This window comes from Bdellovibrio bacteriovorus str. Tiberius, assembly GCF_000317895.1.
GTDB lineage: Bacteria > Bdellovibrionota > Bdellovibrionia > Bdellovibrionales > Bdellovibrionaceae > Bdellovibrio > Bdellovibrio bacteriovorus_F.
In genome coordinates this window covers 2,833,873-2,847,837 of sequence record NC_019567.1, presented here as the reverse complement: position 1 = coordinate 2,847,837, position 13,965 = coordinate 2,833,873, and the positions used below count along the sequence as shown (strand labels likewise).

Here is a 13,965-nt window from a genome sequence, read left to right as displayed (position 1 = left end):
CCGAAGTTGACAAGATCTCAAAGTCATATTTTTGACGGAACCTGCAAGGCTGTATTTGATAAGCAGCAAAATCTTGGCGCTTACGCCAAGGTGAGCTTCTTCCATTCCGCCAAGGGCTCCGTTCACGTGATCTATGATCGCAACGCGATTTGGTCAGAATCTTTCGTTCGTAAAGTGACCGGATCTGTTCCGGAAGCATTGACTCTGCCGCAGGTGAATAAAGTTCTTGCAAAAGTCCGTTTGGCTTTCAGCGTGAAAAGTCTGATGCAGACTCTGGGTCTTAAAAACCGTCCGGCCGTGGTTCGCGAGCATCACTATTTTGATTCTCCGGATTCATTAGTCGGTTGCCTGGATGTGCTTTTAAGTCTTACGGCAAAGCAGATGTTTGAAAAGTACACGCGCATGGAAACCCGCATGGTGTCTTTGCGTCGTCCCGGGCAGTCTGAAATCCTGCGCGCCTTGGTTTTAAAAAACAAAGAAGCCAAAGGCCTGGCCGTCGTTTTCGATGTGACCGGGAAGCTGGCGGATCTACATATGCAATCCTTTGAAGCCGGTCTGCTTCTTGGAAAGTTTGAATTAGCCGAGGGGGGAGTCCTTGTAAGCCCGGCGGCAGGTGAGTGGACGACTCAGAAAAAATCCTTCAGCATTTTCGGTGAATCCGGGCAAGAGCTTTCCTTCCAGATTACGGGGCGAACTCCCGCAGAAAAACGCTTTGAAAAAGACGAAGAACTGATCGCAGCGGCTCTTGGTAACCAGTTGGTTCCGATTGAGCTGAATTATCATCCGTTTTGGCGTCCGCTGGGGCACACCACCCTGCGTATTGGACGTCGTCTGTTTGAACTTTCTGCCACGGGCTGGAAAGCCCACAATCAGGGTGCTAACACGGCCCGTGCATTTATCTTTAATAATCCTTTCTTCCGCAAGCAGCTGCGTTTGTTTGCTGATCAGAATATTGCCCCGATGTCGGTGGGTGTGACCTTGATGGTGGCCAAAGACAAAGTGGACACTTTGTTGGTCATTCTGGAAAATCTGGCGGCGGCACAAGGTTCGGCGAAAGAAAAGTTCAGCTTGCTTAAGAACAATTGCAATCAGGGGATTGTCAGGGTTTTGACTCAAGCGGGGATTGAAGGCTTTGATCACAAGGGCTATCTGGAATTCAGCACCGTGCTGACTTATCGTGAGCTTTTGCTGAATCCTCGTCATCCCGTGGAAGGCTTGCGTGTGTATCCGCTGCCAAACACGACGTTTGATGAAGTCGCGGCCCGAAGATGGATTCCAACTTTGCTTTATCGTAACAACACCGTATCCAGCGAAGTCATCCGCGCTTTGCCGGTCTTCCCTCGTGATTTCTTCTTTATTAACTGGCGGCGCCTGCAGGGGCTGATTCAACGTCAAGGAGGCCACAATGCTGAAAACGTTTAATTTTGCTTTGGCTCTGTTGGTGGTGCCGGGAATGGCGATGGCCACTCCGGTATATAAGTATTTTTTGAAAGAAAATGATCTTATCGCGGATACTTGCACTGAAGACGGTGATTCCCTTAGCAGCAAGTTGAATATGTCCTTTGCAGAGCCGGCGGCGAATCAAGTGCAAACCCGTTTGCGTATCAAGGCTTGCACCCATAAATACGGGCTTAAAAAGTTCACTTTTAATCTGCCAATGCCAGTTCAATTGTTTGATGAAACTGTGCTGCTTGGCCATCCTGTTGGTAAAACACTGAAAGTCGGCGCCCACTGGCTGACTCGCGAAGCCAACGTCAATGGACGTGCGGTGTATTCGTTGTCCCCGGACTCTTTCGGTGAACAGGCTGATGGCGTTCAATCCATTCGTTTCTTTGTGACGCTGGATCCAGTTCAGCGTGAAGCGCTGCTGGCGAAATCTCAAGGTCGCTTTGTTTGGTCGGGGATCAGTATCACTTATAAAAAAGGCTTTCTGATGCCGACGGTTCGTCTGCAGGGTGATTTTACTTTGGTAGAGGATGAAACTCTTTGATGACTAAAGCGGTTCTGGTTCTTTTATTGACGATTTCTTCTGTGTCCCAGGCGGCGGTCGTCTGGGATTGGTCGACGTTGTTGAAAAAAACCTATTCTCAGAACGCAGAAATTCAAGCCTTTGAAAAACAGAAAGAAGCAGCTTCTTACCAAAAAGACGCCGCAAAGTCTGACTTCCTGCCGTCAGTGTACCTGTTTGCTGACCGCACCCGCCAAGAGCAGGAGGGCGGACTTCTGGGGTCTGATATTACCACTGACACCTATGGAGTGAAAGCGAACTGGAATCTGTTCAATGGTTTTTCTACCTATAATACAGTTAAAAAGTATTCCTTCCAGGAACGTCAAAGCCTGTCCCAGCTGCAAGAACAGAAAGCCGAAGTCCGCTACACTCTTCGCCGGGCTCTGTTGCGTATTTTGATTTCCCAGCGCGCGACAGAAACCTGGAACAAACTTTTGCGTTTGCAGCAGGATCAAACCTCGGTGGTGCAAATCAAATACAATAATGGAGTTGAAGCCCTTTGGTCAGTGGAACTGTCCCGGGCCAATGTTGAAATCACCAAAGCCACCCTGGCTTTGGAAAATCAGAACTATGTCGCGGCAATGGCTGAAATCGAAGCCTTGTTGGGGGAAAGTCTGCCTATAGACACGAAATGGGTCGACGACATTGATGTGCTGCTAAATTCGCAAATCAACACTCCACTGACGGACAATCACCCGCGTCTGATGCTGTTGCAAGATCAGGTGGATGAAGCGTGGGCTGATTCCGCGATTCAGAAGTCCGGCTATTTGCCATCTTTGAAGGCCAGTGTGCAGTGGGCGAAAGCAAAACCCGAAGACCAATCAACAGTGCAGGAAAACCAGTACGGTCTGACTTTAAGCCTTCCGTTGTTTGAGGGTTTTTCCACCGTCAATCGCTCAGGACAGAGCCGGGCCGTGGCACTGTCCCGGGAATTCAATCTGAAGGACGCGCGCACGCATTTGCAGAGAAATGTTGAAAAAGCGCGCAGTCTTTTCGGTGCGAATCTTAAATATCTAAAAGCTAAAGAACTTGAAGTCAAAGCGACTCATCTGTGGTCGCGAACGGTTGAAAGACAGTATCGACTGGGTGTTCGCAAATACTCGGACTGGGATCAGGCACAGACCAAAATGATCACCAGTGAACGCGATTATCTGCAAAGTCTGCGCGACACCCTGGAAAGTCGCATCGAACTTGAAAGACTGTTGGCCGTAACGGAGGAACAGTGAAAAAGACATTGATTATGGCAGGAGTGGCAACGGTCGCTCTTTTGCTTTTTGCCGGGTATAAGTTTTCCCGCACTTCCGAAAGAAGTGCCTGGAAGGTGCTGACCGCAAGCACCGGAGAACTGGTGGTGAAAGTCACAGCCAATGGTTCCGTGACTCCGAAAAACAAAGTCGTGGTGAACACTCCGATCGCGGGTCGCGTGGACCGTGTTGTGGTGGAAGAAGGCGCCAAGGTCCGTAAAGGGCAGCAACTGGCGCTTTTAAGTTCCAGTGACCGGGTGGCGTTGATGGATTCCCTGCACCAGGGCATCCCTGCTGAAGAACGCGTGCGCCTGCAAGAAATGTATCGTCCTACACCGATTCTGGCTCCAGCGACGGGGACTGTGGTTCTGCGCAATGTGAATCAAGGTCAGTCGGTGACTCAGGAAAATACCTTATTCGAGATTTCTGACGTTCTGATTGTGATCTCGAAGGTGGATGAAACCGATATTGCCAAAGTTCATCTCGGTCAAACCGTGGAAGTGGGAATTGATGCCTACGGGGGCGAGCGCTTTAGCGGGGTGGTGGAACGCATTGGCCAGCAAAGCACGGTGACTAACAATGTGACCACTTATGACGTGTTCATCACGGCCTCCACCGACTTCCCGGATAAAATCAAATCCGGCATGTCTGCCAGCGTGGACTATCTGATTGCGAAAAAAGAAAATGCCCTGCTGTTGCCAAGCTGGCTGTCTGAAGGACGTAAAAACACGACCGTGAAGTTGCAATTGGTTGGCCCGGGTGGTGAACATGTTGAACGGGAAGTCACTTTGGGTGAATCCAACGGCGAGTCCGTCGAAGTTTTGGCGGGTCTGACCGTTGCAGATCAGGTTTTGTACAAGCCATTGTCATATGAAAATGACAGCAAAAGTCTGCCATTCAGCGTAGGGGCCAAGAAGAAATAATGAAGCCTTTGATTTCTGTTCGCAATCTCAAGAAACAATACGTCACCGAAGTCGGTGAAGGGGAGTCTATTGAGGTTTCAGCCCTTGCGGGTGTGAACTTGGATATTCACCAGGGCGAATTCGTGGCGATCATGGGTCCTTCGGGATCAGGCAAGTCCACTTTGATGCAGATTCTGGGCTTGTTGGATCGTTCCACAGGTGGAGACTATCATCTGAATGGTCAGAACATTGACGGTCTGGATGACGATCAGTTGGCGGAACTGCGGTCGAATCTGATTGGTTTTGTTTTTCAGTTCTTCAATCTGCTGCCAAGATCCACCTGTATAGACAATGTGGCTTTGCCAATCATTTATTCCGGTGGCGAAAATCCGCAGGAGCGCGCGATTGAGCTTTTAAAAGCCGTTGATCTGGGGCACCGTTTGACCCACCGGCCGCATCAGTTGTCCGGTGGTCAGCAGCAGCGCGTGGCAATTGCCCGTGCCTTGGCGAACAATCCCAAAATTATTTTTGCCGATGAACCGACCGGGAATATTTCATCCCAGCAGACAGAAGAAGTTTTAGGCCTGCTGGATGATTTGAACAAAAAAGGTGTAACCATCATTCTGGTCACCCACGAACCGGAAGTGGCTAAAAGAGCCCGTCGTTTGATCACAATCAAAGACGGTCTGGTGGTTGGGGATGAAACCCTGCAAGAACCCCGCATTCGCTGTGAAAATCCGGAAGTCATTGCGACGAAAGAACGCGCAGAGCGATTTCAGTGGAAACGCTTGCGTGAAAACCTGCGCATGGCCTGGGTGTCATTGACCCTGAATTTGTTGCGTACCAGCCTGGCTACTTTAGGAGTGATGATCGGCATTGCCTCGTTTGTGGCGATGGTCGCTATCGGGGAAGGGGCTAAAAAAGCTGTTGGTGATATGATTTCATCCCTGGGCACTAATATTCTGAACGTGCGCGCGGTAAATCCCAAAAGCGCCAAAGGGGCCAGCGAAAGCTTACGCAAATTCGAATTGCATGACTATGAGTCTTTAGAACAGTTCTCGCGCAGCGTGCCTGCAATCAAGAGCGTCGATGCGCAGGTCTACGGGGACGTGACGGCGTCTTACGGGAATAAAAATGCCGTGGTGGAACTGATGGGGGCGACACCTTCTATCGAGGCCATGCAGAATTTTATTCCGGTGATGGGGCGCTTCTTTACCGATGATGAAAACCGTTTGCAGGCGCGTGTGGCTTTAATTGGCCAGACCACGGCCCAGAATCTTTTTGGGGATCGCAACCCGGTGGGTGCGATCATTCGTATCAATCGCGCTGATTATCAGATTATTGGACTGCTTCCGCGAAAAGGGGCGACGGCTTACAAAGACCGTGATGATCTTTTGATCGTGCCTTTGAAAACGGGCATGCACCGTTTGTTGGGCCGTCGCAGTGTTGCTGTGATGACAATTGAAGCGGCGGATTCGGGGCCGGCGATGAAGCGGGCTGAATACGTCGTTGATGAATGGATGTATTCCCATCGTCAGATTAAAAACGGTGAAGCTCGCAATTACGACATTCGCAATATGAACGACATCCAGGAACTGTACACCCAGTCCACGGGCATTATTTCGTCCATGCTAAAGGCGATTTCAGTGGTGGCGTTGCTGGTGGGTGGTATTGGTATTATGAACGTGATGTTTGTATCCGTGAAAGAACGCACCCGGGAAGTGGGTTTGCGTAAAGCCATTGGTGGCAAGCGTCTGGATATTCTGTCTCAGTTCCTGGTGGAATCCGTATTGATCGGTCTGTTCGGCGGGGTCGTTGGGACCGTTCTGGGATATCTATTGTCTGTCGCGGCGGGCGAGCTGCTGGATTGGGCGACGTTATTTTCGATGAGTTCTGTTGTGGTGGCGTTTGTGTTTTCGTTTGTGGTGGGTCTGGTCTTTGGACTTTGGCCGGCGAAACAAGCTTCCGAGCTGTCACCGATCGAGGCCCTGCGCTACGAATAGCCGGGCCTGTTCTTTTAAATCTCTATTTCAGTTTCAATTCAGTTGATGTCGGTGCGCGACGATAGTTGTCGTGATAAGCGACCAAAGGTTCCACCGGAGTTTCCCGGCAGTAAACGCCCATCTTGAAGTAAGGCCCTTTGTCGTCATTGTAGCCAATCGGGCCGCGATAATCGACGATCATTTTTCCGTTTCTCCAGATCTGCACCTGGCCGTTATTCAGATAGGACCAGTGAACACGCACGATAAAATCATTCCATTCATTTCGTTGGAAGCGGACGTCTTCATATAACAATACTTCAGGTCCCGGTTTTCCATTTTGGATCTTTTCAGCACTGTAGCGAGCCGTAATGTGCAGTTGTCCCGTGCCACGCAGACGAATGGCAATTGGCGGATTGCGGTCGCCATCCCCTGGATCTTGCTGATCATGCCACTGGGCAAAAACACACGAGTTCGTGAGGGTCATCGGGAAGTGCTCAGGCACGAACACCGACAGGTGGTACCATGTGTCCTGGAACAATGGTGCAAAGTAGGGATCACGCAATTCCGAGCGGAAGCCGCCTGAAACATTTTCGTTGTTGCGCAGTTCAAAGCGCACAGCTTTGCTGCCAGAGCGAACCACGTCGCTTTGGATTTCGGCAGAATGATCCTGCGGAATGCGTTTGATATCCCAGCCTTTAAAGCCGCCTTTTTCAAAGTCAGAAATAAATACGGGGGCCCCTTCATCTGGAAGCCTTTGGCCCAGCGCCAAAGCTTGTCCTGAAATAAGTACCAGAGGCAAAAGAAGACGGATCATGAATTCGTCCTTTCTTGAAGTATATTCGATAACAACTTCGATGTTTGTTTAGCACCTTTCAGACCGACTTCAAGTGAAGGCCATTGGTGCTGCAGTTGATTTTTTACTTTCTTAAGCAGATCTGCCGGGGTCAGATCCTTTTCATAGATCACCGATAGCAGACCCTGATCGGCCATACGGGTCGCGCGCAGATTCTGTTCAATGTTGGCCATGTATGGATACACCAAAGCCGGCGTGCGGGTGTTGAGGATATTCATCATGGTGTTGTAGCCAGCAAGACTGATGGAAAGGGCGACCTGCGAAAGCTCTTCCTCGAAATTGTTCAAGAAGGGTTCAATTCGCAGTTGCGGATTGTTCGCCGCTTTTTCGGCAAGAGTTTTCTTCAGTGCTTCAGAGGCATAAGGCCCCGGTGCCACCCGGAACAGGTATTCCGGCAGGGACGGCATGATTTCAAGGGCCGCCAACACCAGCTCATCACCGACAACGCCGCCACCCATGCTGATTAGAATTTCGTTGCGGCGGCCTAAGCTGTGTTTGGCCTTCGGACTTTCAGTCACGAAACCTGTGTAGCATAATTTTTCTTGCAGACGGGTTGCCTGGGAAAACGTTTCTTCAAAGCGCAGAATCTGCGGGTCGGAATGAACAAAGACGGCGTCGTAGTTTTCTTCAACCAGACGGACCATTTTCATTTCACGTTCGACCGAGTCCTTTTTTTCAACCAGGATATCGCGAATCGAACAGGACACGTGCACCATCGAATTGACCGTACGGGCCTTCTGGATCAGATCCATGACTTCACCTTTGAACTTGTTGCGCCCAAACGGGAACAGTTCGGTGATCACCGCGGCAAAAGGCAGATCACCTAGCAAGGTGTTGATAGACTGTTGACGCTCTTGAAAGATTTCTTCAGCGGTTTTGACGCCGGCCGGGTCATACAGACTGCAATCTGATTCGCGCATCAAAAGCGGTGTCAAAAAATGATGATGAAAGGACGGGTGCTTCAGTGTTTTTCCAACATCCGGTCCGCCTTGCAGGAAGTGAACCTCAAAGTCTTCATTCAGCGCTTCGCAAATAGCCAGGGACCGGGTCAAATGCCCGATGCCCAACAGATGCTGACAATAAAACAGCAGACGAGGTTTCGTCATCGGTAAGGTCCCAGCAGGCGGGAGCAGTTATTGATCAGATTTGAGCTGTCAAAGACCTGCGCCACTTTTTGACGGGCGGCCAGTCCCAGACTGCGGGCCTTTTCGGTGTTTTGAAGCAAGTCCTTCAGGGCTTGAGTCAATTGCACCGGGTCTTTTTCTGCGATTAAAAGGCCGTCACTGCCGTGGGTGATAAGTTCGGGAATGCCCGACACATTGGTGGCAATAACTGGAAGTTCCATCGACATGGCTTCGGCCACGGTATTTGGAATACCATCGCGATCCCCGCTGGCCGTCAGCTTTGATCCGCAGATAAAAATACCACCCTGATTGAAGCGCTCAATGATCTGCGGATGGGTGGCGGTATAATGGAACTGAATTTCAGTTTCCAGATTCAACTGCTCGCGCAGGGCCAGCAATTCTTTTTTCATTTCACCGGCACCGTAAATGTCATAGCTGAATTTCACGCCGTCTTTTTTCAAAGCCTGCAGGGCAGTGAAGATGACGTCATAGCCTTTTTTCTCGACCAGACGGCCGACGCTGACAAAGCGGGACAGTTCTTCTGTGGAATAGCTTTTCGCAAAGGTCGGTTTGAAGGATTCCAGATTGATGCCGTGATAGACCTTGTGAACCTTTTGCGGTTGCACGGCCGGAAGCTTTTGCATGAATTCATGATTATAGCTGGTGCAGGTCATAATGAATTCAGAACTGTTGATGCGTTCGACCAGTTCTTTTTCAGAAATGGTGTAGATATCCTTGGCATGAGCAGAAATGGAATACTTAAGCCCCGCAACGCGGGACATGTACCAGGTCAGTTCGGTCGGAGTGTGCGCAAAATGTGAATGTAAATGATGAATAGGGGACCTGTCGGTGCCCAGATTCTTTTTAGAGATCAACCAGCCCGCCTGCAAAAAGCGTTTGATCGGGCTGTCGTCACGTTGAACCACGGTGCGGGTCAACGCTACGGTCAAGTAGCGCAGATAGCGAACTGGATGCAGACGCAGCGTGCGCAGGTTTTCTTTTAGAACTGTACCCCACTCGGCCCAGATGTATTCAGGGATGTAGGTGACCGGAGCTTTGATCAGGGACACGATGGGCTGACGTTCCGGTTCGCGCGCTTTACGCATGGACAGGATTTCAATTTGAAAGCCCTGTTGTTCCAGTAAATAGATTTCCTGAGCGATGAAGGTTTCGCTGACTCGGGGATAGCCTTTTAGGACAAAGCCGATGGCGGTTTGTTTCATAAGATGCCTTTACTGAATAGGTCACGGAACTGTGCCAAGCCTTCGGCCGGGAAGTGCGGGGCTTTCCGGGGGCTGCTTAAACGCTGGGTGATCAGCTGTTCGAGGGATTCCGGGGTCAGAGCCTCTGGGGCCAGGAAGTCACAGAGCCCGCGTTTTTGGAAGACAGAAGCCCGGATCAGTTGTTCTTTGCGGGGTTTTACTCGTGGCAGGATGATCGGCTTTTGTCCCATGCTGACCAGTTCCGTCATGGTGTTGTAGCCACCCATGGAAACGACCAAGTCACTTTGTTGAAAAACCGAGAAGCTGTCTGATACGAATTCTTTGACGCTCAATTGAGGCAATCGGACTTCAATCGCCTGCAGGGCTTTGACAGATTCAGGGTTCGCGAAAGGCCCGGTCAGAACATAGGAATTGAATTTTAGCTCGCTGCCACGACGGGAAAGAAGTTCCGTATAAAGTTTCAGGATCTCGTCACCATCGCCGCCACCACCCAGGGTCAGGGTGACGTTCGGAAGTTTGTTTTCAAACGGCATCTTGAAATCGCTGTGATTCAGATTTTCCTGGGGGTGAACATAACCTACATACAGAAGTTTTTCCGCCAGGTCCGGATCAAGGCCATACTCTGCGGCGAAGTCATAAACGTTTTTTTCACCATAGATCAGCACATGGTCAAAATAACGGCGTAAAGAATCCGCCGTGTCACGGCGTTGCCATTCATCCTGGACCGCTTCTTTTTCATCCAGAATATCGCGGAAGCCACAGACGACTTTGCATTTCTTCTGCTTTTTCAGATATTCCAGCGCAGGCAGAAGTTCTTTTTTTACGCCCAGCGGTTCTTTGTCGATGATAAAGACATCGGGCTGGAAGGCGCGCACGGCGCTTAAGATCAAAGATGCACGCAGGTTCACGAATTCATCAATGGGAATATTCAGGCTGCGCGGAACGTACTGCCCTGTGACCTGTTTGGTGAATCCCGGCAGGTTCAGGTATTCAATCCCTTGGGAAGACGAATAGGAACTGGCTTTCGGTGACGCGCAGATGATCAGGATCGAACGATCATTCTGGGCAATCTCATTGGCCAGCTTTTGGGTTCGGCGGATGTGCCCCAGTCCAAAAGTGTCATGGGAATAAAAGACGACACGCTTTTTAGACATGGCGGCCCTCGTTCCAGATTTCCTTATAGGAAAGGACCGGGATATTTTGTTCTTTCACCTGTGCCAGGAACAGATCCAAAACGGCGTAGTCCTGATCTTCCATGTGCTTGTGGTGAAGCATGATGCCACAGCGGTCTGACTGCTCCCATTGGGCGTGAGTACTTTGCCAGATAGCCTCAGGACTGGTCAGCTTGCCTTTTTTTGAGGTGTGCACGTCCACATGGATATTAAGATCCATCAGGCCGTCGATAGCAGCAGACTTGTCGCCATCACGGGATAGAACTTTAAAGCCGACTTCTTTTAAGATCGGCAGAAAACGGTCCTCGATACGGTTCCACGGAGGAGTAAACGCAGCAAAGTAAAGATCACCGAAAAGATCCCGGGTCATGTCCAGTGACTTTTGCATTTCATGACGAACGCTTTCGGGATCACGCTGATCGCCGAATTCGGCTTTCTTGCCTTGGTTTTGGTGATCCAGGTGGGAATATCCGTGGGAATGAACTTCCAGATATTTTCTATCTGAGGCAAAGGCGTTTTTCTTGTAGCTGTCGTTGCAGTACAGGGGAATGGCCGCCGCACACAAGGTCAGTTCATGCTTGCGGAAAAGGTCCATCAGACGTTCAAATTGAGCCGGCATCCAACCAAGATCATCGTTGCGGAAGAAGAGGAATTTCTGTTTCATCGGATACCTTCAATATATTTCTTTTTCAGATGCTTGGTGATGTTTCCGAGATTCAAGCGCAGCATGATGCCTGAAAGGCCCGCAAAGCGAACACCTTTTTTCTTTTCGATGAGGCGGGTGTAAGCCCCCATCAGTTCCGGACGGGACAGGAATCCCGTCCATTGCCCCTGGGCTCCGCGGTTGGTGTTGATTTCAAGAATACGCACGGTGCCGTTTTCAAAAATTAACAAATCCAGCCCCCAGGCTTGACCCTTTAGCAGCTCTGCCGGCAGCTGATTCAGGAATTCCTGAACGAAATCCTGCGCGCGATAAAAGTCTTGGGAATTTTTGATTTCATTTTTTTGCCAGCGGGAATAAGACGCGCCTTTAAGAACTTCGTTTTCAAAGGTGTGAATGCGCACTTCCTGATAGTGACGGGTTTTGGTGACCACCGGGTAACCAGCTAAAGCGGCGATGTGCTCTTGCAGAATGAATTCTTCACCGCCGGCCAAAATTCCCAGCAGGGAAGACACGTAAACAGTTTCGCGCAGACAGGCTTGAACAAGATCTTTGTTTTGATCTTCGAAAGCCTGCAGGATCGATTCGCGGGAAAACAGATACAAACCTGTTTCACCCGCCGTGTTGATCACTGCCGCAGGTTTTAAAATCACATTGGTGGGGAACTCTTGAAGCAGCGCCTGTTCAATACGAGCGGTGTCTTGCAAAGAATCTGGCGACGTCAGGTCGTATTTGGCCAAGAACGCCTTAAGCCCCCAAGTTTTAGGATGGTAAAGATGAAGCTTCGGCCCCAAGGTCTTTTCAAGCTCTTGATACAGGTAAAGCTTATCGGCGTAAAGGCGGGTTCTGGTGGAAGCTTCCACCAGATTGTTTTCATAAAGGGCTTTCAGCCACCTGTTGCGAACCGGACGGCAGTGGATGTGCTTCATACCGGCACCTCGTTGCTTTCTTGCCGGGTCAGTTCGCGATAGGTGGCGTTGGTGTTAAGCAGACTTTCATGGGAAGCCAAAGCAGGCACTTGGTGTTTTGCAAAGAACAACACCTGATCCGCAATTTCAAATTCTGAAACCCGGTGGGTCGAGAATAGAACCAATTCTTTTTTGTCAGCGAGTTCGCGCAAGGAACTGATCACGTGAGCCGCGGAAACCGGATCAAGCCCGGAGGTGGGTTCATCAAAGACGAAGACCGAGGCGGTCTCTGCACGCAGGAAGCCTCTGGCAAGGCTCAGTCGTTTGCTCTGACCACCGGACAGTTGAAGTCCCGATTCACCGATCAAAGTATCAAGGCCTTGAGGCAAGGCCTTCACAAATTCAGTGGCGTTCACTTTCTCAAGGGCCAGCCACAGGTCTTCATCCGTCGGCAGGCTTGGCAAAGCCAGCAGCAGATTGTCGCGTACAGTGCCGGATACAAAGAACGGATCCTGGGAAATCAGACAAACGTGGCGGCGCAAGTCACGTAAAGCAAGATCATTGATGGCAACACTGGTCAGGGTGATGACGCCTTCGCTGGGATCATGCAGACGGTTTAGTAATTTGATGAACGAACTTTTCCCAACGCCAGAAGGACCGACAATCGCCACCAGCTGGCGGCGCTGCAGATTCAGATTCAGGCCGGTAAACAGGGGGGCAGATTCGCCATAGGCAAAAGCCACGTTGTTAAATTTCATAACGGAATCAGTGCTTGCCAATGATGGCAAAGACAAGGTGCCGTCTTTCTCGGGGAAGGCGGATTGTTCCTGACTTAGCTCTTGGATGCGTTCCAGGCTGGCCGAAGCTTTGCCATAGCGGGAAATGAAGTTGGCAATTTCACCCACCGGGCGGTTCAAAGCTTCAAGATAGCTGACGAAGGCAAACAGACTTCCCAGGGTCAGCTGTCCCTGCAGAATGGCGTATCCACCCAGCAACAGAACCAACGCACGGATGATGTGGCGGGAACCTGAGAAAACTGAATTCAGTAATGCGGTGAAGAACCGGCTTTGCAGGAAGGTTTGATTGATCTGCTGTTGGCGGTCCTGCAGTCGTTGCAGGGCTTCGCCTTCACCTTGCAGGGACTTTAACAGCGACAGCGACGACAGAGCTTGCAGAGATTCATGTTCAAAAAGATTTGTCCGGGAACGATGTTCTTTTTCGTGCTGTTTGATTTTTTTGGAAAGGAAGGTGATCGAAGCATAGAACGCCGGGATCAACAGCAGCATCAAAAAAGCAAACCGCGTGTTGATGATGAACATTGACACGACGGCGAACAAAAGACTGGGGATGGATCTGAAAGCTACAACCAGGCTGGTGGAAACAAACAGCTCCAGATTCTGAGTGTCCCCGGAAACACGACCCAGGATATCGACTTTGATTTTTCTTTCCAGATAAGCAAACTGGCGGGACAGCAAATCACCCAGCAGCTGCAGGCGCATGTTGTTGACCAGGCGAACGATGCTGCGATTGGTGAAGCGTTCATCCAGAAATTCAAACGTCGTCATCAGCAGGCCGATGGTCAAACTGCCGACACACGCAAAAATCAAAATCGTCAGATGACTTAGTTCAACACCCAGGATTGTAGAGACATCATCAACACGTGCTCCCGGAGTCAGCGCCATATCCAGAGCCACGCGAACCGGCAGTGGAAAGGCCACAAGCAGCAGTGACTGCACAAAAAGAATCACGCAACAAAGAGCGAGCAGCTCCTTTTGCTTCAGAAGTTCCTTTTGTAAAAAACGATATTGCGACCACATAAGAAAGCGCAATATACTCGCCAATGAAACACGTGCCCAGCAATGGGTTTTCCATGGGAAATTTTTCAGGG

The 13,965-nt window shown here is 50.3% G+C and carries 12 protein-coding genes; 5 read left to right on the top strand and 7 right to left on the bottom strand.

Annotation, left to right across the window (positions count from 1 at the left end; all coding sequences use genetic code 11):
- Positions 1 to 6 precede the first annotated feature (6 nt).
- From BDT_RS13525 to BDT_RS13505, 5 genes are read left to right on the top strand one after another with little or no spacing between them, the layout of a single operon-like run.
- Positions 7 to 1,422: a hypothetical protein gene (locus BDT_RS13525; RefSeq protein WP_015091808.1), complete on the top strand. Its 1,416-nt coding sequence runs from the start codon at positions 7 to 9 to the stop codon at positions 1,420 to 1,422.
- Positions 1,406 to 1,990, top strand: coding sequence for a hypothetical protein (locus BDT_RS13520; RefSeq protein WP_015091807.1), 585 nt, complete (start codon positions 1,406 to 1,408; stop codon positions 1,988 to 1,990). Before BDT_RS13525 ends, BDT_RS13520 begins: the two co-directional genes overlap by 17 nt.
- Complete coding sequence (locus BDT_RS13515; protein ID WP_015091806.1) at positions 1,990 to 3,234, top strand: TolC family protein; 1,245 nt, start codon at positions 1,990 to 1,992, stop codon at positions 3,232 to 3,234. Before BDT_RS13520 ends, BDT_RS13515 begins: the two co-directional genes overlap by 1 nt.
- Positions 3,231 to 4,175 (top strand): efflux RND transporter periplasmic adaptor subunit, encoded by a 945-nt coding sequence (locus BDT_RS13510; RefSeq protein ID WP_015091805.1) that lies wholly within the window; start codon positions 3,231 to 3,233, stop codon positions 4,173 to 4,175. Before BDT_RS13515 ends, BDT_RS13510 begins: the two co-directional genes overlap by 4 nt.
- Complete coding sequence (locus BDT_RS13505; protein ID WP_015091804.1) at positions 4,175 to 6,157, top strand: ABC transporter permease; 1,983 nt, start codon at positions 4,175 to 4,177, stop codon at positions 6,155 to 6,157. The genes BDT_RS13510 and BDT_RS13505 overlap by 1 nt, the downstream gene beginning before the upstream one ends.
- A 22-nt stretch (positions 6,158 to 6,179) precedes the next feature.
- On the opposite strand, the gene BDT_RS13500 is transcribed toward BDT_RS13505, so the two are convergent.
- Genes BDT_RS13500 through BDT_RS13470 form a run of 7 tightly spaced genes read right to left on the bottom strand, consistent with a single transcriptional unit; the run spans position 6,180 to position 13,894 of the window.
- Positions 6,180 to 6,950 (bottom strand): polysaccharide lyase, encoded by a 771-nt coding sequence (locus BDT_RS13500; RefSeq protein WP_015091803.1) that lies wholly within the window; start codon positions 6,948 to 6,950, stop codon positions 6,180 to 6,182.
- The gene (locus BDT_RS13495; RefSeq protein WP_015091802.1) at positions 6,947 to 8,095 is read right to left on the bottom strand and encodes a glycosyltransferase family protein; all 1,149 of its coding nucleotides are present in this window, start codon (positions 8,093 to 8,095) and stop codon (positions 6,947 to 6,949) included. The genes BDT_RS13500 and BDT_RS13495 overlap by 4 nt, the downstream gene beginning before the upstream one ends.
- Complete coding sequence (locus tag BDT_RS13490) at positions 8,092 to 9,336, bottom strand: glycosyltransferase (protein ID WP_015091801.1); 1,245 nt, start codon at positions 9,334 to 9,336, stop codon at positions 8,092 to 8,094. Before BDT_RS13490 ends, BDT_RS13495 begins: the two co-directional genes overlap by 4 nt.
- Entirely contained in the window at positions 9,333 to 10,490 is a 1,158-nt protein-coding gene (locus BDT_RS13485; protein ID WP_015091800.1) for a glycosyltransferase family protein, read from the bottom strand. Before BDT_RS13485 ends, BDT_RS13490 begins: the two co-directional genes overlap by 4 nt.
- Positions 10,483 to 11,172 (bottom strand): DUF2334 domain-containing protein, encoded by a 690-nt coding sequence (locus BDT_RS13480; RefSeq protein ID WP_015091799.1) that lies wholly within the window; start codon positions 11,170 to 11,172, stop codon positions 10,483 to 10,485. Before BDT_RS13480 ends, BDT_RS13485 begins: the two co-directional genes overlap by 8 nt.
- Entirely contained in the window at positions 11,169 to 12,098 is a 930-nt protein-coding gene (locus BDT_RS13475; protein ID WP_015091798.1) for a hypothetical protein, read from the bottom strand. Before BDT_RS13475 ends, BDT_RS13480 begins: the two co-directional genes overlap by 4 nt.
- The gene (locus tag BDT_RS13470; RefSeq protein WP_080602411.1) at positions 12,095 to 13,894 is read right to left on the bottom strand and encodes an ABC transporter ATP-binding protein; all 1,800 of its coding nucleotides are present in this window, start codon (positions 13,892 to 13,894) and stop codon (positions 12,095 to 12,097) included. Before BDT_RS13470 ends, BDT_RS13475 begins: the two co-directional genes overlap by 4 nt.
- Between the last annotated feature and the right edge of the window lie 71 nt (positions 13,895 to 13,965).